Genomic DNA, 23646 nt, shown 5'->3' with positions numbered 1-23646 from the left:
ACTACCTTGAAGGTGCTAGAAACAAGTTAGGGTCTCGTGGAGTGGTCGCTTTGCGGGACCTTTTCTTTTGCCTTTTCGTGCCTCCTTCTTTGATTTCTGCTCTTCCTCAGTCTTCCGACCGCTGCTTCCAGCGATCGTGAAGGTCTTCAATCATGTCATGCACTTGCGTCTCAACCCAATCGGCGAAGTCTCCGCTTGCCAGCTCGATCGACAGGCCCTTGGCAGTGCGTTTGACCGTGCCGCCGCGCTTGCCACCGATCTTCAGCGGGACACTGGAGGACGGAGCAGGGGAGGGAGCCTTCTCAGGTTTGAGTGCCTTCGCTACGGCTTTAGCCACCGCTTCAAACGCCTGGACGGATGGGTCATCAGTGGATACGGAATCATCCACAACTGTAGACTCGACACCCTTTCCACGCGCCTCCTCTGCAATCTGACTGAGGCGCTCGCGATCGAGGCCGTTCTCGTCGATGGCGCGGCCCAGAGCGTCCCAGCGAGGCCGACCTATGCCGTGGGCTGGCCCAATGGCGCGAACTAAATCTGAGCCGACGATGTCTACGATGGCGATGGCCATGGAGACCGCAGATTTCGTGACGGTCAAGATTTCTGCCACCTGTGATTGTGTTCCGAAGCCGGATGCCACGAGATCCTTGGCGAAAAGCGCCTTCTCAATGTAGGACAGATCACGTCGACCCATATTTTCGGAAATCTGCGCGCGCAAAGCACTGTCATCATCCAGATTGGCGACGAGAGCGCGGATCTTGGTCACCTTGTCGGACTGGCGTATCGCCTCCAACCGCCTACGTCCGTAGACCAGCAGGTAGCGGTCGGGGTCATCGGGGGCACGGCGCACAAGGATCGGAACGGTTTGACCGTTCGCCTCGATCGCATCGCGCAGGTCCAGAACATCCGCCGGGTCGAGGCGATCCTCCATGCGGTCATCCACGATGTTCGTCGGATCCAGCTCCCAAACGTGATGACCATCGACAGCATCGCGCGCGGATCGTAGCGCGCGGTTAGAGCTCATCATTGGCGTGACGGCGCTGGACTGCGGGGCAGGGGAGGGGGCTCCGGCCGACGCGAGACTGTCGAGCATGGACATCCGTTTCTTCTTGCTGCTGCTCATAGGCGCCCCCAAGTCTTCTGGATCAGGTCGGCGATCTCGTCATTCAGCGTGTTCAAGCTCTCGAGTGCGCGATCATAGGTGGAACGGGTGAACGCGCTGCGTTCCACCTCGTAGAGCGTCTGCTTGGTCAGGCCTGCATCGGAGATGGCTGTAGACTTCAACATGGGCGAATTCAGCACGGCTTCGCCGTACATTGTTCGCAGGAAAGCCACGATGCGGTTCTGCGGCGCATCCTGCGGCTCGTAGCGGGTCAAAACATAGCGCATCCAGTCATGAGACATGTCGGCGCCGCTCTCAGCGATCACGTCCATGAGGTCGGCTGTCATGCGGAGGAATTGCGACATGGACATCACATCAAGCATTTCCGGGTGGATCGTCACCAAAACGCCCGTGGCCGCGGACAGTGCGGACATGGTCAGAAATCCTAGCTGCGGTGGGCAATCAATGACGACCACGTCGTAGTCCTCGTCGACCTGGGCCAACGCCTCTTTCACGCGGAAGAAGAAAAGTCCTGCATTGCCCTGAGCCAGCGCGCGCGGGGTATCGTGCTCGAACTCCATCAGTTCGAGGTTTCCGGGAATCAGGTCCAGATTGGGGATATAGGTCTTGCGAATGACCGACCGGATCGGCTCTGGGTCCTCATAGCGGATCGCATCGTAGAGAGTGCCGCCATCTTCGAGGTCCAATTCCGGCTGAACGCCGTGCAGCGCGGTGAAGGAAGCTTGTGGGTCGAGATCAATGCCCAGCACACGATATCCGCGCAGGGCAAGCCGTTGAGCGAGATGGGCAGAGGTTGTTGTTTTTCCCGAACCGCCCTTGAAATTCATCACGCCGATGACCTGAAGATGATCACCTTCTCGTCGTCCGGGAACGTAATCACCCGGCTTGCGAGCGGTTTTTTCAAGGAGCACACGCAGCGCCTGGATGTCCTGCGCCGAGTAAAGACGACGGTTGCCGGCGGTCAGCTCGGGAGAAGGCCCTTTGCCATCTAGATTGAGTTTGCGAAGATAGGAATCGTTGACGCCGAGCAGCGCCGCAGCCTCACCAGAGGTGAATTTGCGCATGGTCTTCTCGGCATCGGGTGGAAACAGGCTCTCACGTTGCGAATGCAACTGGTTCGCCAGCCATTCCGAATGCTGGCGGATCACCGCGTTGAGATCCTCATGCTCAAAGGTATTATCCATCTGCCCTCTCGCTTCCGAGACATCGCGTCTTTGGCGTGTTCACGGAAATTGACGTTTTTCGCCTCGCTTCCGTGACTATTGGCGCAAGAGTCGGATTCGCGCAAGGTTTTTCCACATCTAGTGGGCGAGTCCTCACCGAACACAAGGTTGTTTGGTGTCCTACTGCATGGTGTAACGTACCGCATCTCACTAAAAGGGACAGGGCAGAACTCTTTTCAGAGGTGTCCAAAATGGCTTTTGAACGCACCAAGGCTTGCCTTTTGGTAGTTTTGGATATACATACGTGGATGTTTATCCATGCCTGAGAGGACAAGATGCAAGTTGCCAAATGGGGAAACTCCCTTGCCGTCCGGCTACCCGCGGATCTTGTGCGGGAACTCGGCTTAAAGGAAGGCGATCAGGTCGACCTGGTAAAGGACGATGGAACCATTCTTGTGAGACGCCAACCTCGCGCTGATGAAGTCCTACAGGGGCTAAGGCGTTTTCGCGGAAAACTGCCCAAGGACGCGCGTCTAAGCCGCGACGCCGCGCATGAGCGCTGAATTCGCAGATACGAATGTTGTGCTCTACCTGCTCGACGATGGTCCAAAGGCTGAGAGGGCAGAGGAAATTCTGGGGCAGGGACCCCGGATCAGCGTCCAAGTCCTGAACGAAGCGATGGTAAATTGCCGGCGGAAAGCTGGTCTCAGTTGGGAAGATACCGGAGCGTTTCTTGAGGGTATTAAGTCCTTATGCCCTGTCGAGGACCTCACGATTCAAACCCATCAAGTGGGTCGCGCGTTGGCGGAGAAATACCAGTTATCGGTCTATGACGCGATGATCGTGTCTGCCGCGCTGCTCGCTGGGTGCACGACGTTATGGACTGAGGACATGCACGACGGATTGCTAGTCGAAGATCGGCTGCGCGTCGTCAATCCATTTGCCTGACCAGCAACCCAAGTCGCTCCGCCCGTTCCAACAGCATTCTGACTGAGGAAGGCTGCCAGCTGGTGCGACCGCGAGGGGTGCGCTCACGCATGGATTCCAGTTGGTAGCAGATTGCCTGCAAGGTGATCTCGGGGTCAGCACCTTTGATTGCCGCGACAATCGCGGGCAGGCGATCGTCGGTTTCGCGACGTCCAGCGCGTCCAAGCACTTCAGCGGGCAGAAAGCCGTCGCGCACATATGCTTTCACGGCGCGGAGCAGGCGGCTTTGGGTCCAATGGCGATCTGGGGGCAGGGGGCCATTGATAATCCGCAGGACGTCTTCCCAAGCCATATCGGGGCGCAAGCGGCGCACATGGGGCACCCAATCTTGCGCGGTCTCGTTCAGGCGCTCCATGTAGCCGTCCTGTCGCGCCAGCCGCACCTTGCGCAGCGCGGCGGGATCCTTGGCGCTTAGCCCAGGATTGCCACCAACGCGACCTTTGGCGCGCGCAGAGGCCAGCCCGGCCTTGGTGCGCTCGCGGATCAGGGCGCGTTCGAATTCGGCAGCAGCGCCCAAAACCTGCAACGTAAACTTGCCTTGCGGCGATGCAGTGTCGATCGGGTCTTGGAGGGAGCGGAAGAAGGCTCCTTTGCCCTCCAGCCGCTCAATCACCTCCAGCAAGTGCGACAAAGACCGCGCAAGCCGGTCGATCCGTACGACAACCAGCGTGTCGCCGCTCTGGACGCGCTCGAGCACCCGCGCAAGCACCGGACGCGCGCGATTGCCGCCAGACGCGTGTTCTTCGAAGATTTCGACGCATCCTGCGGCTTGTAGGGCCTCAGACTGGGGCAGGGGGGTCTGTTCCTCTGTGGAAACGCGGGCATAGCCAATCAGGGGCATGAAAACGGGCCTTTTGCAATTTAAGATATCGCTAATAAACGACCGTTTGTCAACAAATGCAAGTAGGTGCTCTCTCTCGTCGTGCTCGTCCAAAAACCTTTGGTTTCCTTGCGCTGAAAGCGATCTGAGAGGTTTCACCTGCAGTCGCGCGCGCGTACTATATTAAGGGCGCAGGCAGCGGCCACAAAAACGCTTGGGCAATGTGCAAAAAATCAGTATTTTGCACACATGATGACGCAAGCCTCTTCTTTGACTGATGATTACGACGACCCCCTTATCACCATCGAGGAGGATGAAGAGGCTCACGAAGACGATCTCTGGTTTCTACCTAGGTCACTTGAAGAAGAACCGGATGATTTGCCTACAGGGCCACGGGCGGAACCGCCCGACACTGCTGTCGTCGAAGACTGGGCAAAAGCAGAAGGCGTTCACGCTGCGCGACTGGCAAGAGTGGCTGGACGCCTGGGAGCTCTGGATGACCGGCTGCTGCGTGGCCCGGAAGGCTGGCGGCATCGCCTCGCTCTTATCGAGGCAGCGGATCTCAGCTGGTTCGCAGGGGATCGGGTGAGTTCTGATCGTCTGGCGCTCTGGATATCGATGCGGCTGTCAGGTGCACAGGATGACCCAAATGCACTGGCAAGCGTTGGATGGGCTGTTCGGCGCCTAACAGGCGGTCCTGGACCGAAAGCTGACTTGGCCGCCTTCCTGGATCGCCGCGATCCCGAGAACATTGAAGACAGCGCTGAGCGTTTCGAGGATCGCGCGGGTGGGTGGCTGGACGTCATGGCAGCCGCAAAGGGTCTCCACCCGATCACGCGGGCGTGCATGGGGTATCACCTGTGGAGCTTGGCGGGCCTCGGACGCCACGGCGACCAGATCGAAGCTGCCGTCACCGCGTCTAGGATCGCGACCAGCGATGGAAGCGGTGCCATCTTCGCGCCGCTCGCTATGGCTGGGGCCGGGGGGCTGCGCGTTTCGGGCTTGCCACCCGAACGCTTGGCCCGCTGGTTGGATGGGATGAACAGCGCAATTCTAACGGCGATGCGAACACTTGATGATATTGAAGTGTGGATCGGGCGGGCAGAAAACGTCATGGCGCAATTATCTGGCCGCACGCCGGTTGCCTTGCGAAAGGTTTTCACGGAATGGCCCTTGGTCTCCGCCCCGATGGCTGAGGCCATGACCGGAGCCAGCCGCGCCGCCGTTCAGCGCAATCTCGCATGGATGGAGGCAAGCGGTTTGATCCGCGAGGTGACGGGCCACGGGAGGTATCGCATGTGGAAAGCTGACCTAGTATAGGTCATTTGTCGAGGCTGACACAGGCTTGACCTGGCACGCTTTAGTGCCGCCCCAGATGATCGTTTAAGCCACTTTCCGTTCGAATGCGACAGGGCTTTTCCAGCCCAAAGCGTTCGTTCGCCATTCGTCTCACGTTTTTGTGACAATTGATCGCTTGAAGCTCCAGTGGGTGAAGGTTGTAAACAGACGGAGGCACAACCGAAGGATTGATCATGAAGCTAATTAAGGACTCATCTATCTCACGTCGCGGAGCGCTGCTCGGTGCGGCCGCAAGTGGGGTGTTCCTAGGAGCAGGCGTTGCAACCGCGCAAACCACAGCACCACTTGGTACACCACCAGTGCGCCGCAATATTTCATCCTTCAGCACCTCAAACTGGCGGGATCACTTCGATAATCTAAACCACGGTGCAATCCTGTGCGACATTGATTCCCGAGCGGTGCAATATTGGTCAGAGGATGAAAGTGTCTATAAGCTGTATCCGTCGAGCGTTCCGGAATCCGAAGAACTGACAAAACGCGGATACACTAGCGTTATCAAGAAAGTGGAAGGACCAAGCTGGCGCCCCACGCCTTCGATGAAGATCCGCAATCCGGATTGGCCAGACTATTTTCCACCCGGTCCAGACAACCCCTTGGGCACACACGCCCTCTACCTTTCATGGCAATATTACCGCGTCCACGGAACGGGCGACACGCGGAAAATTGGCCGCCAATCGTCGAACGGATGCATCGGCCTTTACAACGAACATATCAAAGAACTGTTCGCTTTGGCTGAGGTAGGAACACAAGTGAAATTGTTCTGATCGCGCACCCAGCATGACTTGTTGAAGTCTTTTCTCGTGTACCGGCGTTCATTCAACGTTCACCGTTCGAAAGCCACAGCTTCATGAATCGAAGAAAATTCCTCCTTGCCGCCGGGGCTGTTGGCACTTTGGCCAGTCAGCCAGTTTCAGCCCATGTAGTGCTGCCAAAGTATGATTTACCGCCGGAGTATTTACCTCAAGTAGTGAGCATTCCAGAGGGCTCCGCTCCATACGAAATCCATGTTGTTCCAAGCCAGTTTGCCCTGTTCTGGACCCAACCCGATAACACTGCAATTCGCTACGCTGTCGGGATCGGTCGCCCGGGCCTTTACGAGGCAGGCGAATTCTATGTGGGGGCAAAGAAGGAATGGCCCAGCTGGACACCGACCCCGGGCATGTTGCGTCGTGAACCGAAGAAGTATGGACCGTTTCGGAATGGAATGCCTGGCGGTCTGAGCAACCCTCTAGGTGCGCGGGCCCTCTACCTTTTTCAACCGGGACGCGGGGATACCTTTTTACGTGTGCATGGCACAAATGACCCAAGCACTATTGGCAGTGCCGTTTCAAACGGATGCGCCAGATTGGTGAACGATCAGATTGTCCAGTTGTATGATATGGTTCCGCTGGACACGCGTGTGATCCTGTACCCCGCAACTTTCTAGGAAGTATTTAAGATGTTATCAGCGCGACGCGACCTTTCAAAAATTGTTCTTGCAACAGTCTTCACTGCATTTTCTTTCACTACTGTGGCCGCACAAGAACTCAATGAGGCAGATATTAAGCGTCTGGCGCTTGAAGCGATCTTGGAAAAACCCGAAATCTTGATCGAAGCGCTCTCAATCCTACAAGAACGTGAAAATGCAGCACTTGCTGAAGCGCAGTCTACAGCTTTAACTGAATTGCGCGACGACTTCGAACAGAACGCTCCCATCTTCGGAAATCTGGGTGGTAGCGTCACGCTAGTCGAATTTTTTGACTATAACTGTGGATATTGCCGCCGCGCAGCACCTGAAGTCAAAGCCGTGCTGGAGACAAGCAAGGATGTCCGCATTATTTATCGTGAATTTCCGATCCTAGGGCCCGGTTCCGAAATTGCGGCGCGCGCGTCACTTGCCGCGAGAAACCAAGGTAAATATCAGCAGTTTCACGAGGCAATGATGGCATTGAACGGGCAAGCCGTTGAAGCAAGCGTTATGAAAGTTGCAGGCGATGTGGGGCTCGATCTCGAAGTTTTGAAAACAGACATGCAATCAGACCTAGTGAACGATCACATTGCTGGCTCTCTGCGTCTGGCAGAAGCTTTGGGTATAACTGGAACGCCGACGTTCGTATTGGGTGATGAAATAATCCCCGGTGTGATCGAGCGCGGCACCTTTCTTGAAAAGATTGCAGCCCTCGTCCCCGAGTGAAACGGACGACGATTGTGAAATCGCACCTTAAAGTCCTTGACCTTCCGCCTGCTGGACCCTCTATCTCTGAAGTTGTCCGGAGCAAGAGGTCTCAATATCGAAAACGAAAAATCATTCACGTACGGCACTCAAAAGATGAGTTGTTCATCTTGTGTTGGCCGTGTGGAAAAGGCTTTGAGCGCGGTATTGGGTGTCTCTGAGACGCACGTAAATCTGGTGTCGCGTAGCCCTTAACTGTGAGATGAGAAATCCAACAAGATCAACGGCTGTCCTTTGCCCCTGAATATGAGATTTTGCTTTTTGCTCCGATATTCTTGCCCTTAATCCTGAGACAGAGTTCACAGACTTGTGCGGCAGATATCGATGGAGAATGATGGCGACGACTCTGTTGCCGATGGTGATGAGGAAGCGCGCGGGGCGGCCGTTTTGCGTCCGCTTGTTCAGGTATATCTCAAAAGAACTGGCACCAATTGGGCGGCCTTGGGTCACGCTGGCGATTGACGTCGCAACGCCGATATGGAAATAGCATGCCTGACCGCGATGCGGCACCTCGACGATATCCAGGCATGGTCAGCGCGGGCGGAAACCATGATGGCCCCGCTTTCTGGCAAGACACCACCAGCATTGCGCGCGGTGCTGACCGAATGGCCCGTCGTCTCCGCTCCAATGGCCGAGACCCTGACCGGTGCCAGCCGGGGCGCCGTCCAGCGCAACCTTGCTTGGATGGAAGCACAAGGTCTAATCTGCGAGGTGACCGGAAAGGAATGTTTCCGCATGTGGCGGGCGATGCCATGAAACACCTCTAAAGAAGCACTCGTTTTGGTGTGTAGCATCTGTTGATAGTTCAACGGAGGCCCAGAATCGTGACAGAACAAAAATATCAGACAGTCGATTTCGACGGCGGCTCAGCAATAGTGGTCAGATGGATTTGCAGTGTTTTCACCTATCTGTGATATCTAGGTGGATCCTCTAGTCGCTCTAGCCTCAAATTCTTCATTTCGAAATCACGAAAGAATAAGTCTCTTGGGCGCACAAACTGGGGCACGAAAATTGCGATTTCCCCGTGGACAAAACGGGGTCAGTTTATGGTGCTGGGCGACCGCCCCATGAGGCCGAAACAGCCGATCACCGCTCAGATCTTGATCAATGCCGCCGTCGCATACATGAAGGCGATGCCGCCCAGAAACCCGACCAGTACGGCTGGTGACATCAGCGCCGCCTGCCTGTCGGCGTTTTGACGTACAAGGTAGGCGCTGACCTCGACCATGACTTGCAGAATGGCACCGGCTCCGACAGCGAGCGCCAGTGCCGACCATTGCGGCGCATAGGCGAGGCTGCCCGCCCACATTCCGAGGATGGCCGGGCCACCGGCGAGCAGGGTAAGGGCGGCAAACGTCCAAAGCGTTGGCCGGGCACGAAGCATCGGGGCGGCGATGCCGATGCCCTCGGTGACATTGTGCAAGGCAAAGCCTAGGACGAGGAAAGTGCCAAGCCCGGCCGACCCGGCAGCGAATGCGCCGCCGATTGCCAGCCCTTCGCCGAAGTTGTGAAGCCCGATCCCGAGGGCAATGTAGAACGCAAGCGCGATGCCTTCCGGATTGCCGCGCCAGCGCCCGATAGCCATCAATAGAAGAAAGCTTGTAAGCGCCGCCAGCCAGACCATGGCAGAACCTTGGAATATCGCGGCCGCTTCTGCCGATAGCTCCAGTGCCTCGGATATGGTGTCGATCAGCAGGAAGGCCAGCAACCCGACCGTCAGCGCCAGCAGAAAGTTCATCCCCCTTCGCCCGACGCCCTTCATGGCCGGATAGAACATCAGGCCAAGCGCTACCGGCAAAAGGCCGACGATCGCCCCGATCACCGCCTGGAGCCGAAGTTGCCCCCAGGTGGGGCTTGGCGTCGAAACAGCAACCGCGATCTCGTGCCCAAAGGTCGCGCCTGTGTTCGTCAGCAGGTTGACATGGTGGGCCTCGCCAATAACCCACGGATAGGGAATACGCAGCCAGACCGCGTCGCCTCGGGCAATCGGCCCCGCCGGTTCCTGCGTGAAGGTCCAGTAGGCATCGTCGACTGCGACCTGCGCGACCACCATCGGCTCCGATCCGCCGGCGCGCGCCCTGAGCGATATCCCCGACCCATCGAGGATCGTCCGTTCGACGGTCAGCGCCTCGACCGGGGGGGCGCCGTTGTTGAAGCCGCGCAAGGGATCGAGCGAGGCGATCCAGACAAAGGCGCCCAGCATGACGGCCAGCGGCACGAGGACGAGAAGCAGACGGGTCATTGGCGGGCGGCTGCGTTGAATATGATCGGTCATGCTCCGGCCTCCCGCACGTCGAAAAAGCCCATCCAGCCAAGTTCGGTGAACTCGGCCTGGTGCGCATGGAACATATACATCCCGTCCTCGTGATCGGCGAAGCTGAACTCGAGGATGCCGCGCTGCGCCTGACACTGCATGATCACATCGACCGTGCGCAGGGTCGGCGTGAGCTGGGTGCCGGTGTCGTAATAGTCGAAGAAATTCCCATGCAGGTGGAACGAGTTGATCGGATCGAACTCGGTCGCATTCATGAGGTAGATACGTACCGGGCGCGACTTGTCGATCCGGATCGGCGCGTTCATGTAAGCTTGGCCGACCGTGTTTACGGCATAGACCTCGTTCTCACCATCGAAATTGGTGTCAAAGCCGTTCATCACCATCGCCAGTTCCTGCCATTCGGCGTTTTCCGGGCTGCCCAGCACACGCGACGCCGCAACGGCCGCAAATTCGGGGTGGCGCGCCGGATCCGGATCGACCACGAAAAGGCCGTACATGCCCTTGTGCATGTGCCGTTTCAGTGGCAGGGCATGGCAATGGTAGAGGTGGCAGCCGAAGGGCTTGGCATCGAATTCGTAAACGAACTCCTCGCCCGGATCGATCAGCCCGGCGCCTTGAACGCCGTCCATCCGCGCCGAGTGAATGCCGTGAAAATGCATGGAATGCGGGTGTGACCCGAGGTTGCGAAAGACGATCCTCAGTCGTTCGCCCTCCTTCGCTCGCAGGGCGGGGCCTGGCACGCGGCCGTTGAACGTCCAGGCGGGAAAGAAAACGCCGGGAGCGATCTCGATCTCCACGTCGATGGCGTCCACCTCGAACGTTCGCAACGTGCGCCCATCCGGCAGGACTTCGGTGCGACCGGTCTCCCAGTCGGTCAGCATGGCCGTCGGGTCGAACCCGTTCCGGGCGTGGTCGACCTGGCCGACCATCGTCATGTTGCCATGCGCCATGCCACTGTCATGGGCCGAATACGGATCGACCGCCCCGCCGGGCATAGCATGCCCCGCCATCGGGTCGGGCGTTGCCTGGGATTGCGCGCGGCTCGCGGCCACGGCCGCTCCGCCGGCAGCCACCAGACCGCCGACCAACAACGCGCGTCGCGACGCCGATACTGGCTCCGTGACCATCGCAGGTGGCGCTGTGGGCCGAGATGTCTCCACGGCGGACGACACATCGCGCCCTCGCTTGCTGGTATCGACAGGCATGGACGTTGTCCCCTCAGATGACACGCAGGCCAAAGTCCCGGCGCAAAAAGTTAGCTTCGGCTAATAATCATCGCTTAGGCTTTACGAGTCAATCCCGATCGTGCGAGGGTGACGGCATGACGGATGATGAGAACCTTGATTCAACCGAGGCAGAGGCACGTGCGGTCGAATCCCGCGCCGAGGCCTTCATCGGTGTGCGCGAAGCGCGGCGCAGCGAAGTGGCGGAAGATTATGTCGAACTGATCGCCGAACTCATCCACGAGAACGGCGAGGCCCGGCCGGTCGATATCGCGACACGGATGGGCGTGACTGCGCCGACGGTCGCAAAAACACTTGGCCGTCTGGCGCGGGACGGCTTGATCACCCGTGCGAAGTATCGCTCGGTCTTCCTGACCGAGGAAGGCCGGGCGCTCGCCAAGGAATGCAGGCACCGCCACGAGATCGTCTTGCGGTTTCTCCTGAGCCTCGGGCTCGACCCCGAGACGGCTGAACGCGATGCCGAAGGCATCGAGCACCATGTCAGCGAACGGACGCTTGCGCTGTTCGCGGCGTTTTCCCAGCGGTCATAGTCGGGTGGTTGCCGTTGAAGTAAGCGGGTTGACCTTAGACTTTAACTTACCAATCGAGGGGTCCTCGATGCAATGTTCTACAAATAGGCTGATAGGCGGTGTTAACCATTCTCCGGACGGACTTATTCCAAAGCTTCTGTGACGGGGATGCCAAGGGCGGTGTAGCTGTTGACGACTGCTAAGCGGAACTGAAGCTTCGCACCATGGCGGCCAAAGTCCGACGCGATGAGCGGCTGACCAAGCAGTTTCACACATTGCATCTTCGTCTCGGCGCGGCTTCGGCGGGGATATCCGCTCCATTGTCGCCAGAGCGCACAGCCCAGATACTGCGATGCCCGTATGGCCTAATTACGAGCCGCCGCTACAGCTATGATCTCCATCCAAGCTTTGCGTTCTTACGGGGTGAAATAACGGAATGAGAGCCGGAGCCAGAGATGGCATCGTAGTATTTGCGAGTGGCGTAAGTTCCGTGTGCCGTGACGCTCCCGATCTCATGGTCGCGATATCGAAGCCGCTGTGCCTAAATTTCCAGACAATCTGCGATTTCACGAAGTGTCGCTGCGCAACTTCGGACCAGGTATCGTGCGAGCAGTTTTCTCCTCCCAAGCAAACTGGAAACTGCCAGGATCGCATGTTTGCTCACGAAAATTTGCCCTTGAACCTCTAGCCACTAGAAGTCCTATCTATTCAATGAGAACACATACCGTTCTTGCCATCAATCGCCGGCGGGAACCGAAAGGGTACAAAATGCTGACAAGACGACACTTCATTCAGACAACAACGGCGCTTTTTTCGGTGACCGGTCCCGGTATGGCTTTTGCCGACACTTGGCCCACCGAGGCTCAGAAGGCTGAATGGGACGCACAGGTGACGCCTCAGGATTATGTTGCCGAGACTTCCAACCCATGGGGATTGCACCCGCGGTTCCTACCGCAACGTGTGGTCGCGAAGGCCGGTCTCGTGCCGGGAGATATCCATGTCGACGCGGTCGCACGATATCTCTACCACATTGAAGAGGGTGGAACCGCGATGCGCTACGGCGTGGCCATCGCGCGGGGGAACCTCTATGAGCCGGGTGTCTATATCATCAAGCGCAAGGTCAGGTGGCCGCACTGGCAACCGACACAGAGCATGATCAATCGCGACCCCGAACTTTATGCTGACATTGCCGATGGCATGGAACCCGGACCGGAAAACGCGCTTGGTTCAAGGGCGCTGTATCTCTACGTCGGGGATCGCGATACCCTTCTGCGCATCCATGGCACTCCGAGCCCACGGAGTATCGGTGGCCGCGCAAGTTCGGGCTGCGTACGGATGGTTATGGCCCATATCAATGACCTTTACCTGAACGTCGAAACCGGCTCTACGGCCTATCTTTACTCGGCAGAGGACAGCGTCACTGCCCGCAGCTAAGCCAAGCAGCGGTCGGCAAACGTAGCTAAGTTTCGCGAGGGGTGCAGATACGATTGCCGTTCGCCGTGCGCAGCGGCAGCAAGGTCGTTTCGACGGGGCCGCTGTGTTCGTACCAATAGCAGCCGTCTTCCGGCACCAAGCGCGCGGTCGCAACATTCTGATCCGGGGCAGCCATCGCAATCACGGCTTCGGGAACGTTGCCCGGCTGGTCTGCCGCGTCGCCCGGTCCAGTCGGCTGGACTGCGCACCCGGCCGTAAGCGACAGCGCCACTGCGACCATCATTTTTTGCTTCAGCATCAAAACCCGCATCAAGCTTCCTTTCATGTCTGTTTTTCTTTGCAGCGGCTGTTCATGCCTCAAGGCGTGATGGAGCCGGTCACCGCATCCTCTAGCAATAAATCAAACTGAATTACCACCGTATTTTGCTCTTGAAGCTCTAGCTACTGTAGGGGCTATGTCATGGTAAAGCACCCGAATCCAGAGGTCCATTCATGCCGTCCGACACCCATCGTCACGACCACGATCACGCCGAAGATGCCCAGACAAGCGGCGGCAGCTGCTGCGGGAGCGCCGGAACGTGCGGCGACACCGTTCCGGCGACCCCCGCGCCAGCGGGCGGGCGCAGTTTTCAGGTGTCCGGCCTCGATTGCGCCGAGGAGGTAGCAATCCTGAACAAGGTGGTCGGCCCGAAGATCGGCGGGGCCGAACATCTTGCGTTCGACGTGATCAATGGACGGATGACTATTCTCGACAGCGCCAAGAGTGTATCGAACGGCGAAATTGCAGAACTGGTCGCAAGCACCGGCATGACCGCCAAGCCTTGGGATGCCGAAAACGCGTCGGTCGACCAGGCGGCCCATCTTGCACGCCAGCGGCTGTTTACGGCGCTCAGCGGCGGCTTCTGGGCCGCGGGATTTCTGTGGCACATCATCGAGACCGGCATGGGGGGGGCACTCGGCCTCTTCGCAGGGCACGGCGAAGCGCCGATGCCACTGGTCGAGGCAGGGTTATTCGCGGTTGCGATCCTGTTCGGTGTTTGGCTCGTGGCGCCCAAGGCATGGTCGTCCGCACGGCGGCTGTCGCCCGACATGAACCTGCTCATGGTCATCGCAGTCGCGGGTGCAATTAGCCTCGGCGAATTTTTCGAGGCGGCGACGGTTGCGTTCTTCTTCTCGCTCTCGCTTTTCCTCGAAAGCTGGAGCGTCGGGCGTGCGAGGAATGCGGTTTCAGCTCTGCTGGACCTGGCGCCGCCGACGGCAAGAATTCTTTATGATGACGGTTCGGAAGCGGACGTACCGGCTTCCGCGGTTGCTATCAACGCACGTTTCGTCGTGCGCGGCGGAGACCGCATCCCATTGGATGGTGAGGTTGTCGATGGGGCAGGGGCCGTCGATCAGGCGCCAATCACCGGAGAGAGTGCGCTGGTCCCAAAGGAACGGGGCGACGAAGTCTATGCCGGTACGATCAACGGCGAAGGCACACTGACGGTGCGCGCCACGAAGGCCGCCTCGGACACCGTATTGGCCAAGATCATCCGCATGGTCGGTGACGCCCATGCCCGCCGCGCGCCGGTGGAGCAGTGGGTGGCGAAATTCGCCCGCATCTATACGCCTATCGTCATGGCTCTCGCCATTGCAATTGCCCTGCTGCCGCCGCTCATTTTCGGGGGGGCCTGGGATTATTGGTTCTACAATGCACTCGTGCTGCTGGTGATCGCTTGCCCATGCGCTCTGGTCATCTCGACACCGGTCTCCATCGTCGCTGCACTCACCGCCTCAGCGCGGGCCGGGGTGCTGATCAAGGGCGGTGCATATGTTGAGGCACCGGGCAAGACCACTGCACTGGCCATGGACAAGACCGGCACGATCACCATGGGCGAGCCCGAGGTGGCGGCGGTGCATCCGCTGGGCAAAGCATCGGCGCAAGATCTGATGACCCTCGCCGCTGGGCTGGAGGCACGTTCCTCGCATCCCTTGGCGCGCGCCATTCTTGCGCGGGCAGAAGCCGACGGCATCAAGGTATCCGCCGCGGAAGATACCCGAACCGTTCCGGGCAGGGGACTTGAAGGACGCACAGACGGCCGGTCGATCTGGCTGGGGTCGGACCGGTTTGCCGAGGAGAAGGGTTTCGGCGACGCCATTCCGAAGGATTTGCGCGACCGCATCGAAGGGGCTGGCAGCACCCTTGTTGCCGTGGGCGACGACACCGGTGTCACCGGCATCTTGGAATTGCGCGACCGTATCCGCCCGGATGCCAAAGGCATCGTGGCGCAGCTTCACGCGCAGGGTGTGAAGACCATCGTCATGCTGACCGGTGATAACGAGCGGACAGCGCGCGCTGTTGCAGCCGAGGTCGGCATCGACGAGGTCCGTGCCGAGCTTCTGCCCGAAGACAAGGTGACTGCCATCGAAGAACTGGTCGAAACGCATGACATGGTGGCCATGATCGGCGACGGGGTCAACGACGCCCCGGCCATGGCGCGCGCGCATTACGCCATCGCAATGGGTGCCGTTGGTTCGGACGCGGCAATCGAGACGGCGGATATAGCCCTGATGACCGACGATCTCGGCAAGGTGCCTTGGCTGATCGGTCATTCGCGCCGGACAATGTCGATTATCCATCAGAACATCGGTATTTCCTTGGCGACCAAGGGCGTTTTCGTCGTCGCTACTGCGTTCGGAGTGGCATCGATGTGGGGCGCTATTGCAGCCGATGTAGGAGTGTCATTGCTGGTGGTGGCCAACGCCCTGCGCCTGCTGAACAGCCAAGAGGCCAAGGCACCGCCGTCCGGCGGTGAGCAGGTTGGCGAAGGCTTGGCCAAAGGGGCGCTGGCACATGGTCATTGAACTGGGAGAACCCGGAAAGGAGCCGAGACGAGACATGAGCGTGAAGGGCAGGATGATGTGTCCGGTTTGCGAGGTGCCCTTGAGCATGACCGACCGCCAGGGGATCGAGATCGACTTCTGTCCCGATTGCCGGGGTGTCTGGCTAGACCGGGGCGAACTGGACAAGATCATCGAGCGTTCGGCACCCGATGTGGCGCCTCAGCGGGTGCCTGAGCCGCGCGGCTACGACGATGATCGCGGCTACCGGCGCGGAAAGCACGGCGGCGGCGACGGCAAGCACGGCTATCGCCGCAAATCCTGGCTTCACGAGTTGTTCGATTAAGGCTTGCCGTGGCCTCCCTGCCGGTCGCCCTCAAGGCGCTGCGGTAGGCCCGCAAGGCATTCAGCGGTGAGCAGGTTGGTCCAGAGATGGCAAAGGCCGCGCTTGCCCACGGACATTGATCACGCAGCATTTGCAAGGTAACGTAATGTCCATATCAGACCTCACGAAAGAGGCATCGAGCAGTGAAAACCATCCGATTTCCCCGCCGCGCCGTCCTGTTGGGCGGGTTGGCAGCGTTTTTGTCTGGCTGTGCCAGCAAGTTCCGCAGCTATGGCGGACCCGAGGTGACCCGTGTTCGGCTTTACAAGGGGCAGCGTTTGCTTGTTCTGGACGGAGCCGATCGCGTATTGCAAACCTATCCGGTCGGGCTGGGTTTCGCTCCTGAGGGTCACAAGCAATTCGAGGGAGACGGCCGGACCCCTGAGGGCGCTTACGTAGTCGATAAGCGCAACCCCGAAAGTACGTATCATCTTTCGGTTGGCATCTCCTATCCGAATGAGGCCGACATCGCCTTTGCTGAAGCGCAGGGCCTTTCCCCCGGCGGCGACATCTTCATCCATGGTGGTCCACGCCCAGGCATCGACCCAACGGACGTCCGCGACTGGACAGCTGGCTGCATCGCGGTCACAGATCGGCAGATCGAGGACATCTATGCAATGGTGAAAGACGGAACACCGATCGACATCTACGCCTGATGGGAGGAGATGATCTTCCGTCAGATCAGGCAAATCGTCGGCACAGGGCCACGTTGATCGCTTCGATGGCGATCACGGCCAAAGTGACGCTCGCCGCCGTGGGCCAGCGCAAGCACCCGGTACGCGTAAGGACACTACAATATGTGTCCAGCCGTGGCAGTGGCGAAACAGGCGGGCCCTAGCGGGGAAGAATACGTCTGGTATCATGTCGAATTCAATCTATCCGAGGGCATAGACGATGGTCACGACGGTAATCATGACAACCATGAACATGGCGAATGCGCCAAGGGCGAGGGTACGGCCCATGTCCCGGTTCGGCTTCTCTACTTTCAGACGCAGTTCCTCCGCGGTTTCCGGAAACTCGAGCGCCGCCGCATTCGATTGGCGCATCAGGTCGTAGCGGGACGTCCAGCGCCGTTCCTCCGCTGCGTTCCAGCCGTTCAGCACCAGGATGATTGCCACGATGAGAACCATCGACGACGGGACCCAGATTACGTAACCGCCGATTGTCTCGTCAGCCAGGGCGCGAAGTCGACCACCGCTCGCTGCGATGATTTCTGATCCATAGAGGGGCACCTCCTTGAGCGTTGTCAGGGAGCCCAGAAAGATGTTGGAAACGATCACCACGAACCCTGACATCAGTCGAGCACCGCGCCGCGCTCCTTCAGGCGGATCACGCGGATCGAACAGCATAGCAAAGTACCAAAGCCCCGCCAGCACCATAGACAGATGTGCCAGCGCTTCCATCGCCGCAATACGTTGTGTAAGGGCGTAGATCATCGGGATCTGCCAGACGAAAAGCGCGCCAATCAACAGGGAGGTGGCAGATGCAGGAAGCGCCAAGAATCGCGGGATGCGCGCACGCCCAATCGCGGCAAGGCGTCGGCGCCATTCCCTTTTCAATCCGGCTTGAAGGCCAAGCCAGGGCTGAGAAACCGCGATAAGAAGCGGTCCTACCAGTCGCAGAAGAAGATGCTCGACCTGATGTACAGAAAACAGACTGTGCCCCAATGGCGGGAGCGGCCCATTCGTCGCGACGAGGACGACCGCGAGGCCGACAAAGAAGACGGTTCGACGCCAGCCAGAAACCCTTCCGAGACAGCGAACGTGTATTTTGAGCCCACGCAAAAACAGCCATGCTGTAAGGCCGACAACAATGAGCGACACCGGTGACAGCGCATCGCCGAAAGGGTCGTAAAGAAAGAAGAGGTTCGTGATCATTCGCTCTGGCCCTCGCTCATCCGAGGACTGTCCGAGGTAGCCGGTGTGAGTCGCGAGATCCCGGAAGCGCCGCCACGGGCCAGTGACAGATCGGTCGACATGGCCAGGTATTCGCCTCGTATCCAGGAGGGAAAGAGATTGTCGTAGAATCGAGATAGCGGATGTCCCGACTGTCCGGTGGGCGAGATGTAGTATGATCCCGCTGCTTCCGATATCGACATGACCGCCTGAAAATTGCTTCCGGCACTCACAAGGAATGGACGGTCTTCTTCGACACCAAATGATGTCAAGAATAGCGTATACGGATCGCCTGAAATCGGCGCTTGAAGGGACAGCAGGTCGGTCAGCAACCCACGTGAACTGATTGGCGACCACTGCATGTCCAATCTATGCTCCTCCCCCCAGGTCCACGTCGAGGGATCGCGCCCATATCGATCGACCAGCCAGCCAAGGGCATCATCCAGGGCCACGCGAACCTGCTCCTCACATGTCTCGCGAGGTGAGGATAGGCGGATGTCGCACCAGATCGCGCTACCGCGACGATCGCTGAGTACCGCATAAAGAAAGTTTGGGTTCGGACGGGTCCAGAGTTGCTCCGCTGTCGGAAACTCGTCCTTCAAAATGCGCTGCTGCAAAGCCCGGACCCAGGTCCAGAACAGCAGAGGTTCCGGTGAATAGCGATCCATTTCGCCATTCCACGAGGCAAGCCTGTCCAGAAGCTCACGACGAAGGCTGTCCGCATCGGTGCCTTCGATGCTGTCTCTGGACTGCACGAACCAAAGCTCTTTCGCCATCAGGGGCAGGAGGGTTCGCGCCACGGAACTTACGGTGTCCCTTTGAACACCGATGGCGCCTTCCGTCGAGAAGATCGATTGCCGCGCTTCAAGCTCCGCCAGTCGAATGTCGCGAAAAGACGACGCCCGTACGGCCTCCGCTCTTGGCCATCGGGCAACGGTCTCTCGGTCAATGGCCAATGCCTCCATGCCCTTCGGCAACATGTCTGCGGCAACTCCGATGGCATCGATCGCGTCGGCCGAACGCGCGAACAGCTCCAGCATCGTCAGGAAACCTGCCGCCCGCACGGGTGACGGCCCCCTTGGTGCCTCCTCGTCTGGCACGGGAAATGACCGGAAGGCCCAGGCGACGCGCGCATTGCGACCGACAATAACGAAAGGTACGCCCGGTATTGTGGCCCCTATGGCCGGCCCTGTCGAAAATTGAAGATCTGCGAGATACCATTCCGAGGGAAGCGACAGGGAACCGCTGATATCGGCGGCTAGAATTGGCGTTCCGGTCGCTGTTCGGTCGCCGTCGATCGCCCATGCATCAAGGCGCTGCTCCGGATCAGTCGCAAACAGTTCGGGCACTCTCAGGCGATCCGCCGGTATAATGGCACCTGATATACTCGGCATTCCTTCCCGTGCGCTTCCCGGTCGCAGGCCATTCAGGAAAGACCGGGCAATCCTCAGGCTATCGCCGGGTGTCCAGGCCGCGATCGACCGTTCGTCTGCGATCAGCAGCTCCGGAGAGCCTCGGCCACGCCCGCCTTCCGACACTAGCTCCAGCCACGCATTAACGCCGGCGGCATAGGATGCGAGCGCGTCTGAGACCGCTGGCTCAAGGTCCAAGATCTCATCCGATGGCCACGAAGCTTCCGCTTTTCGCCTTGCCCTTAACAGTTGACCGAGCCTGTCTTGGGCGTGAACGAAGCCGGTCGCGAAGTAAACATCCGCAGCGGAAGCTGCGGAGATGTGCGGGACTGCCGAAGAATCTCGCAGAATGTCGACCGGTCCGCCTAAGCCTGCGACCGTGAAGTCCTCGTCGTAATCGGGAACGGATGCGCTCAGCAGAAAATAGACCAACCCGGAACCAACCGATACCGTGATGCAGATTGCCAGAAACCCGTACAGCAATATGTTGAAAAGCCGTCTCATGTCGGTGCTGTTTCGAAACCCTTCTTAAAAAAAGATGCGCAAGAGGACCACCGATATGAAATAGGTGAGAAGACCGAAGGCGATCGCCGAACTCGCCGCATACTGGAGGATATCCAGCCGGTTTCCTTTTCGGCGTCGCGCCAGATATCCACCCCAGATCGCACCCGCGACAATGCCCGCGATTACCAGCATGACTTTTTCTCCGTTCTTGTTCTCTTGTTGCACCGGTGTGTGCCGACCAGACCTGCAGCCAGTCCCACGGCCCAAGTAGTGAAGATGAGAGCCAGCAGCGCCCAGTCGCCGAAGCGCGCATAGAGCGTTGACGGATGAGCAGAGGGCAGAGCCGCATCTATGACACCGGTTTCTCCGTTGCCGAGCCGCGCGACGAGGTCACCGTTTGCGTCGATGATCGCGGAGATCCCTGTGTTTGCGGCCCGGACGATGGGAAGCCCTTCCTCGACAGCGCGCATGCGTGCGGAGGCGAGATGCTGCTCCGGTCCAATGCTGGTTCCGAACCAAGCATCGTTGGTCGCATTGAAAATCCAGTCCGGCCGGAACAGGTCGTCGACCACATGCCCTGGGAAGATGATCTCATAGCAGATCGCCACGGCGACCAGCGGCACACCCGGAAGCGCAAGCGTTCGCGGGCCCGGTCCGGGCGTAAAATCGCCCAGACCCGCCGTGAGCCGCTCGATGGGCAACCAGCCGCGGAATGGCACATATTCGCCGAAGGGTACGAGATGGTGTTTCGCGTATCCGGTCAGGATTTTGCCGGTATCGCCAAAAGCCTGGACCGTGTTGAAATATCGGGTGCCATCCTCGCTCGGTACACGGTCCGGCACTCCGGTGAGCAGCACGCTGCCTTCCGGTAGCGCAGTGGCAATCCGGGCCCGCGCCCTCTTATCCTCATCGAGGAAACCCGGAAAGGCGGTTTCCGGCCAGAGAAGAACGTCGAAATTGCCGGGGCGGGAAGAAAGTTCGAGATAGCGCGCGAAGGTCGCCTCGCGGTTCTCGGGCGCCCATTTCTCTTCTTGTGGAATGTTGCCCTGGACGATGCGCAGGTCGACACCGGGTGGCTGTTGTGCATCCGACTGGAGGCGAAGCGTGCCGACAGCCCACATCGTCGCGATGCCCGCCAGTGCCATGAGCGAAACGGTCAATCGTTGCCGCCCGGACGTCATGACAGCCGCGCCGGGAAGTGCCGCGACGAACACGCTGAGAAAGCTTAACCCATAGCTTCCGACCCAGGCGGCGGTCTGGCGAAGGGCGGCGTAGTCTACAAGTGCGTAACCGGCCAAGTTCCACGGAAACCCTGTCAGAACGTGACCACGCAACCACTCTGCCACGGTCCAGGAGGTCGCGAACGCGAGGCAGGCCAAGAGACTGCCCATGGTTCCGCGCCGCGCGATTTCGGCGAAGAGCGCTGCGGCAATGGCCGGGAAAATCGCGAGACCTGCGGACAATCCCCCGACGGCCGGGATTGCCATCGCCCCAAACCGCTCGGCCTCGACGTAGAAACTCTCTGCAATCCACGAAATCCCGAAACCGAACTGGCCGAGACCAAATGCCCAGCCGACGAGGAAAGCACGCCCGAAGGAGAGATCGCGAAGACCGACAAACAACGCGGAATAGGCAACGGGAACAAGAAGGAGAAGCGAGAAAGGCGGGAAAGTCAGAACCGTCAGCGCACCGGCGGCGAAACCAAGCGTCATCCGCGAAAGCAGAGGTTTGCGCAGAGCGATGCGGTTCAGAATTTCCATCTTCACGACTTGATCGGACGCCGCGCGCTGATCCATGGCGCGGCGAGCAAGAGCCCCACGCCACTGACGACAAATACATCGGCCATGTTGAAGGCAGGCCAATGTGTTGTGCCAATGTAGAAATCGAGAAAGTCTGTCACAGCCCGATACCGCACACGGTCGATGACATTGCCCAGGGCTCCGCCAATGATCGCGCCATAGGCAAGTGTTTCGACCGCATTTTCGGCGCGAATCAGCATAACCCCCAGCCAAACACAGATGGCAAGAGCGAGAGCGATGAGGCTCCACAACGGCGCGCCGCCCAGCATCCCGAAAGTCACGCCATCATTACGATAAAAGACGAGGTTGAATCCCGGAAACACGGAAATCCCGGCGCTTAAAGTGACGGCATTCGCAACGACAATGGCTTTGGTGATCTGATCGATCGCGAACGCAGCAAGCGCTGCAAAGACGCCGATCATCGGAGATACTTTGTATGATGACATTGCCTCATCCCAACCAGACATCAAGGAACAGCATCAGAACGAGCCCGACTGCGAGTCCGAGCGTTGCCCTGTTCTTATGGCCGCTGCGATGCGTTTCGGGGATAATCTCGTGGCTGATGACGTAGAGCATTGCGCCCGCGGCAAAGGCCAGTCCCCATGGAAGCAGCGGTTCCGACAGTGTGATGATGCCGGCCCCGAGCAGACCGCCAATCGGCTCGACCATGCCCGTTAGCGCCGCAATGCCCCAGGCGCGCAGCTTCGGATATCCCTCGCCCAGCAGAGATACAGCGACGGCCAATCCTTCGGGCGCATTCTGAAGCCCGATGCCGACAGCAAGCGGCAGACCGCCCTCCATACCTCCGGATCCGAAGCCGACCCCGACCGCGAGGCCTTCGGGGAAGTTGTGGATCGTGATCGCGATGATGAACAGCCAGACCCGCCGCAAAGACGCCGCTTCGGGCCCTTCGCGTCCCGTCTTGAAATGCTCGTGCGGCAGCTTTTCGTTCATCAGGGCGACAGCGCCCATGCCCAGAAGGATCGAGACGCATACGATGGCCGCAGGCATCGCGCCGTTTTCGAACATCGGCTCTGCCGCATCCAGTGCCGGGATAATCAGCGAAAAGAAGGAAGCGGCCAGCATGACACCGGCAGCGAAGCCGAGCGACAGATCGCGCGTGGCCCGGGACGGGATGCGCCCAAACAGCACGGGAGCTGCTCCGACTGCCGTGAGCGAACCGGCGGCGAGACTTCCGAGAAAGCCGAGCATTATCGGAGACAGATTTTCCATGGGCGGGCCAGATTATCCTTCGGCGTAGCTCGAAAAGACTTCCGTCGACCCGTCCTTGCGGATGAGGAAGACATCATAGGCCTCGCGGTCGTCTTCTGGCCCCATGCCGGGCGAGCCATAGGGCATCCCCGGAACGGCGAGGCCGACGGCGTCCGGGCGCTCCTCGAGAATGCGGCGGATGTCAGCGGCCGGGACATGGCCTTCGATCACGTAGCCATCAATGAGCGCGGTGTGGCAGGAGACCATGCGCTGCGGCACGCCGTTGTCGAGCTTGAAGCGAACCAGCGACCCACCGAACATGTTCTCGCCCGTCGGCGCAAACCCGTTTTCTTCGAGATGGTTCATCCAAGACAGGCAACAGCCGCAACCGTTCGTCTTGCGGACGTCGATCGCCGTTGCCTCTGCGAGGGCCTTTGCCGCTGGTAACAGGGCGAGGGTGATTGCCAGAGCTTGGGTCATGCGTTTCATG

Annotated in this window: 25 protein-coding genes and 2 pseudogenes; 13 read left to right on the top strand and 14 right to left on the bottom strand. The window is 59.2% G+C overall.

What is annotated here, in order from left to right:
- Positions 1 to 106 precede the first annotated feature (106 nt).
- Both repB and repA read right to left on the bottom strand, forming a co-directional pair.
- On the bottom strand, positions 107 to 1123 hold the full coding sequence (repB, locus tag ISM_RS17465) for a plasmid partitioning protein RepB (RefSeq protein WP_009815512.1): 1017 nt from the start codon (positions 1121 to 1123) through the stop codon (positions 107 to 109).
- The gene (repA, locus tag ISM_RS17460; protein ID WP_009815511.1) at positions 1120 to 2307 is read right to left on the bottom strand and encodes a plasmid partitioning protein RepA; all 1188 of its coding nucleotides are present in this window, start codon (positions 2305 to 2307) and stop codon (positions 1120 to 1122) included. The genes repB and repA overlap by 4 nt, the downstream gene beginning before the upstream one ends.
- 314 nt (positions 2308 to 2621) lie before the next feature.
- On the opposite strand from repA, the gene ISM_RS18110 reads away from it, so the two are divergent.
- Both ISM_RS18110 and ISM_RS17455 read left to right on the top strand, forming a co-directional pair.
- On the top strand, positions 2622 to 2849 hold the full coding sequence (locus ISM_RS18110) for an AbrB/MazE/SpoVT family DNA-binding domain-containing protein (RefSeq protein ID WP_009815510.1): 228 nt from the start codon (positions 2622 to 2624) through the stop codon (positions 2847 to 2849).
- Entirely contained in the window at positions 2839 to 3234 is a 396-nt protein-coding gene (locus ISM_RS17455; protein ID WP_009815509.1) for a PIN domain-containing protein, read from the top strand. The genes ISM_RS18110 and ISM_RS17455 overlap by 11 nt, the downstream gene beginning before the upstream one ends.
- Here the strand turns inward: ISM_RS17455 and ISM_RS17450 are convergent.
- Complete coding sequence (locus ISM_RS17450) at positions 3218 to 4114, bottom strand: recombinase family protein (protein ID WP_040618664.1); 897 nt, start codon at positions 4112 to 4114, stop codon at positions 3218 to 3220. The two genes, ISM_RS17455 and ISM_RS17450, sit on opposite strands and share 17 nt — an antisense overlap.
- A gap of 228 nt (positions 4115 to 4342) precedes the next feature.
- On the opposite strand from ISM_RS17450, the gene ISM_RS17445 reads away from it, so the two are divergent.
- From ISM_RS17445 to ISM_RS17435, 6 genes and pseudogenes are all read left to right on the top strand, one after another.
- Entirely contained in the window at positions 4343 to 5413 is a 1071-nt protein-coding gene (locus ISM_RS17445) for a hypothetical protein (RefSeq protein ID WP_040618654.1), read from the top strand.
- A gap of 212 nt (positions 5414 to 5625) precedes the next feature.
- Positions 5626 to 6216, top strand: coding sequence for a L,D-transpeptidase (locus ISM_RS18105; protein ID WP_083780975.1), 591 nt, complete (start codon positions 5626 to 5628; stop codon positions 6214 to 6216).
- Positions 6217 to 6299: 83 nt separating this feature from the next.
- Positions 6300 to 6878, top strand: a complete 579-nt coding sequence (locus ISM_RS18100) for a L,D-transpeptidase (RefSeq protein ID WP_009815505.1) — start codon at positions 6300 to 6302, stop codon at positions 6876 to 6878.
- A gap of 12 nt (positions 6879 to 6890) precedes the next feature.
- The gene (locus ISM_RS17440; RefSeq protein WP_276525082.1) at positions 6891 to 7625 is read left to right on the top strand and encodes a DsbA family protein; all 735 of its coding nucleotides are present in this window, start codon (positions 6891 to 6893) and stop codon (positions 7623 to 7625) included.
- Positions 7626 to 7760: 135 nt separating this feature from the next.
- Positions 7761 to 7859, top strand: a complete 99-nt coding sequence (locus ISM_RS18650; RefSeq protein WP_083780974.1) for a cation transporter — start codon at positions 7761 to 7763, stop codon at positions 7857 to 7859.
- Between the two features lie 282 nt (positions 7860 to 8141).
- Positions 8142 to 8420: pseudogene (locus ISM_RS17435) on the top strand (hypothetical protein); the annotation flags it as partial.
- Between the two features lie 337 nt (positions 8421 to 8757).
- Here ISM_RS17435 and ISM_RS17430 read toward each other — a convergent pair.
- Both ISM_RS17430 and ISM_RS17425 read right to left on the bottom strand, forming a co-directional pair.
- Positions 8758 to 9939, bottom strand: a complete 1182-nt coding sequence (locus ISM_RS17430; RefSeq protein ID WP_009815502.1) for a ZIP family metal transporter — start codon at positions 9937 to 9939, stop codon at positions 8758 to 8760.
- Positions 9936 to 11144 carry a multicopper oxidase domain-containing protein gene (locus ISM_RS17425; RefSeq protein ID WP_254655717.1) on the bottom strand — a complete coding sequence of 403 codons (1209 nt, stop codon included), beginning with the start codon at positions 11142 to 11144 and terminating at the stop codon, positions 9936 to 9938. Before ISM_RS17425 ends, ISM_RS17430 begins: the two co-directional genes overlap by 4 nt.
- Positions 11145 to 11260: 116 nt before the next feature.
- On the opposite strand from ISM_RS17425, the gene mntR reads away from it, so the two are divergent.
- Positions 11261 to 11713 (top strand): manganese-binding transcriptional regulator MntR, encoded by a 453-nt coding sequence (gene mntR, locus ISM_RS17420; protein ID WP_009815500.1) that lies wholly within the window; start codon positions 11261 to 11263, stop codon positions 11711 to 11713.
- 122 nt (positions 11714 to 11835) lie between these two features.
- Here mntR and ISM_RS18565 read toward each other — a convergent pair.
- Positions 11836 to 12212: pseudogene (locus ISM_RS18565) on the bottom strand (transposase); the annotation flags it as partial.
- A gap of 248 nt (positions 12213 to 12460) precedes the next feature.
- Here ISM_RS18565 and ISM_RS17410 point away from each other — a divergent pair.
- A complete protein-coding gene (locus ISM_RS17410; protein ID WP_040618651.1) occupies positions 12461 to 13126 on the top strand; it encodes a L,D-transpeptidase in 666 nt (221 codons plus the stop codon).
- Positions 13127 to 13151: 25 nt separating this feature from the next.
- Here ISM_RS17410 and ISM_RS17405 read toward each other — a convergent pair whose 3' ends face one another.
- Positions 13152 to 13436 (bottom strand): hypothetical protein, encoded by a 285-nt coding sequence (locus ISM_RS17405; protein WP_040618662.1) that lies wholly within the window; start codon positions 13434 to 13436, stop codon positions 13152 to 13154.
- A gap of 182 nt (positions 13437 to 13618) precedes the next feature.
- Here ISM_RS17405 and ISM_RS17400 point away from each other — a divergent pair, with 182 nt between their 5' ends.
- The 3 genes from ISM_RS17400 to ISM_RS17390 all read left to right on the top strand — a co-directional run bounded on the left by ISM_RS17400 (position 13619) and on the right by ISM_RS17390 (position 16990).
- Positions 13619 to 15973, top strand: a complete 2355-nt coding sequence (locus ISM_RS17400) for a heavy metal translocating P-type ATPase (protein ID WP_040618650.1) — start codon at positions 13619 to 13621, stop codon at positions 15971 to 15973.
- A gap of 34 nt (positions 15974 to 16007) precedes the next feature.
- Positions 16008 to 16295: a TFIIB-type zinc ribbon-containing protein gene (locus ISM_RS17395; RefSeq protein WP_009503851.1), complete on the top strand. Its 288-nt coding sequence runs from the start codon at positions 16008 to 16010 to the stop codon at positions 16293 to 16295.
- A gap of 182 nt (positions 16296 to 16477) precedes the next feature.
- The gene (locus ISM_RS17390) at positions 16478 to 16990 is read left to right on the top strand and encodes a L,D-transpeptidase family protein (protein WP_040618649.1); all 513 of its coding nucleotides are present in this window, start codon (positions 16478 to 16480) and stop codon (positions 16988 to 16990) included.
- 219 nt (positions 16991 to 17209) lie between these two features.
- On the opposite strand, the gene ISM_RS17385 is transcribed toward ISM_RS17390, so the two are convergent.
- From ISM_RS17385 to ISM_RS17355, 7 genes are read right to left on the bottom strand one after another with little or no spacing between them, the layout of a single operon-like run.
- Positions 17210 to 18211 carry a cytochrome c oxidase assembly protein gene (locus ISM_RS17385; protein ID WP_009815494.1) on the bottom strand — a complete coding sequence of 334 codons (1002 nt, stop codon included), beginning with the start codon at positions 18209 to 18211 and terminating at the stop codon, positions 17210 to 17212.
- Positions 18208 to 20145 carry a penicillin acylase family protein gene (locus tag ISM_RS17380; RefSeq protein WP_009815493.1) on the bottom strand — a complete coding sequence of 646 codons (1938 nt, stop codon included), beginning with the start codon at positions 20143 to 20145 and terminating at the stop codon, positions 18208 to 18210. Before ISM_RS17380 ends, ISM_RS17385 begins: the two co-directional genes overlap by 4 nt.
- 24 nt (positions 20146 to 20169) lie before the next feature.
- Positions 20170 to 20337: a hypothetical protein gene (locus ISM_RS18460; protein ID WP_009815492.1), complete on the bottom strand. Its 168-nt coding sequence runs from the start codon at positions 20335 to 20337 to the stop codon at positions 20170 to 20172.
- Entirely contained in the window at positions 20328 to 21941 is a 1614-nt protein-coding gene (lnt, locus tag ISM_RS17370; protein ID WP_009815491.1) for an apolipoprotein N-acyltransferase, read from the bottom strand. The genes ISM_RS18460 and lnt overlap by 10 nt, the downstream gene beginning before the upstream one ends.
- A complete protein-coding gene (gene lspA / locus ISM_RS17365) occupies positions 21908 to 22366 on the bottom strand; it encodes a signal peptidase II (RefSeq protein WP_009815490.1) in 459 nt (152 codons plus the stop codon). The genes lnt and lspA overlap by 34 nt, the downstream gene beginning before the upstream one ends.
- A gap of 28 nt (positions 22367 to 22394) precedes the next feature.
- Positions 22395 to 23177, bottom strand: coding sequence for a ZIP family metal transporter (locus tag ISM_RS17360; protein WP_009815489.1), 783 nt, complete (start codon positions 23175 to 23177; stop codon positions 22395 to 22397).
- Between the two features lie 12 nt (positions 23178 to 23189).
- A complete protein-coding gene (locus ISM_RS17355) occupies positions 23190 to 23645 on the bottom strand; it encodes a DUF411 domain-containing protein (protein ID WP_040618648.1) in 456 nt (151 codons plus the stop codon).
- Between the last annotated feature and the right edge of the window lies 1 nt (position 23646).

The sequence above is a fragment of the Roseovarius nubinhibens ISM genome, assembly GCF_000152625.1.
In the GTDB taxonomy this organism is placed as follows: domain Bacteria; phylum Pseudomonadota; class Alphaproteobacteria; order Rhodobacterales; family Rhodobacteraceae; genus Roseovarius; species Roseovarius nubinhibens.
Note: the sequence above shows the minus strand (reverse complement) of the source record. Positions and strands in the feature narration are given on the sequence as shown.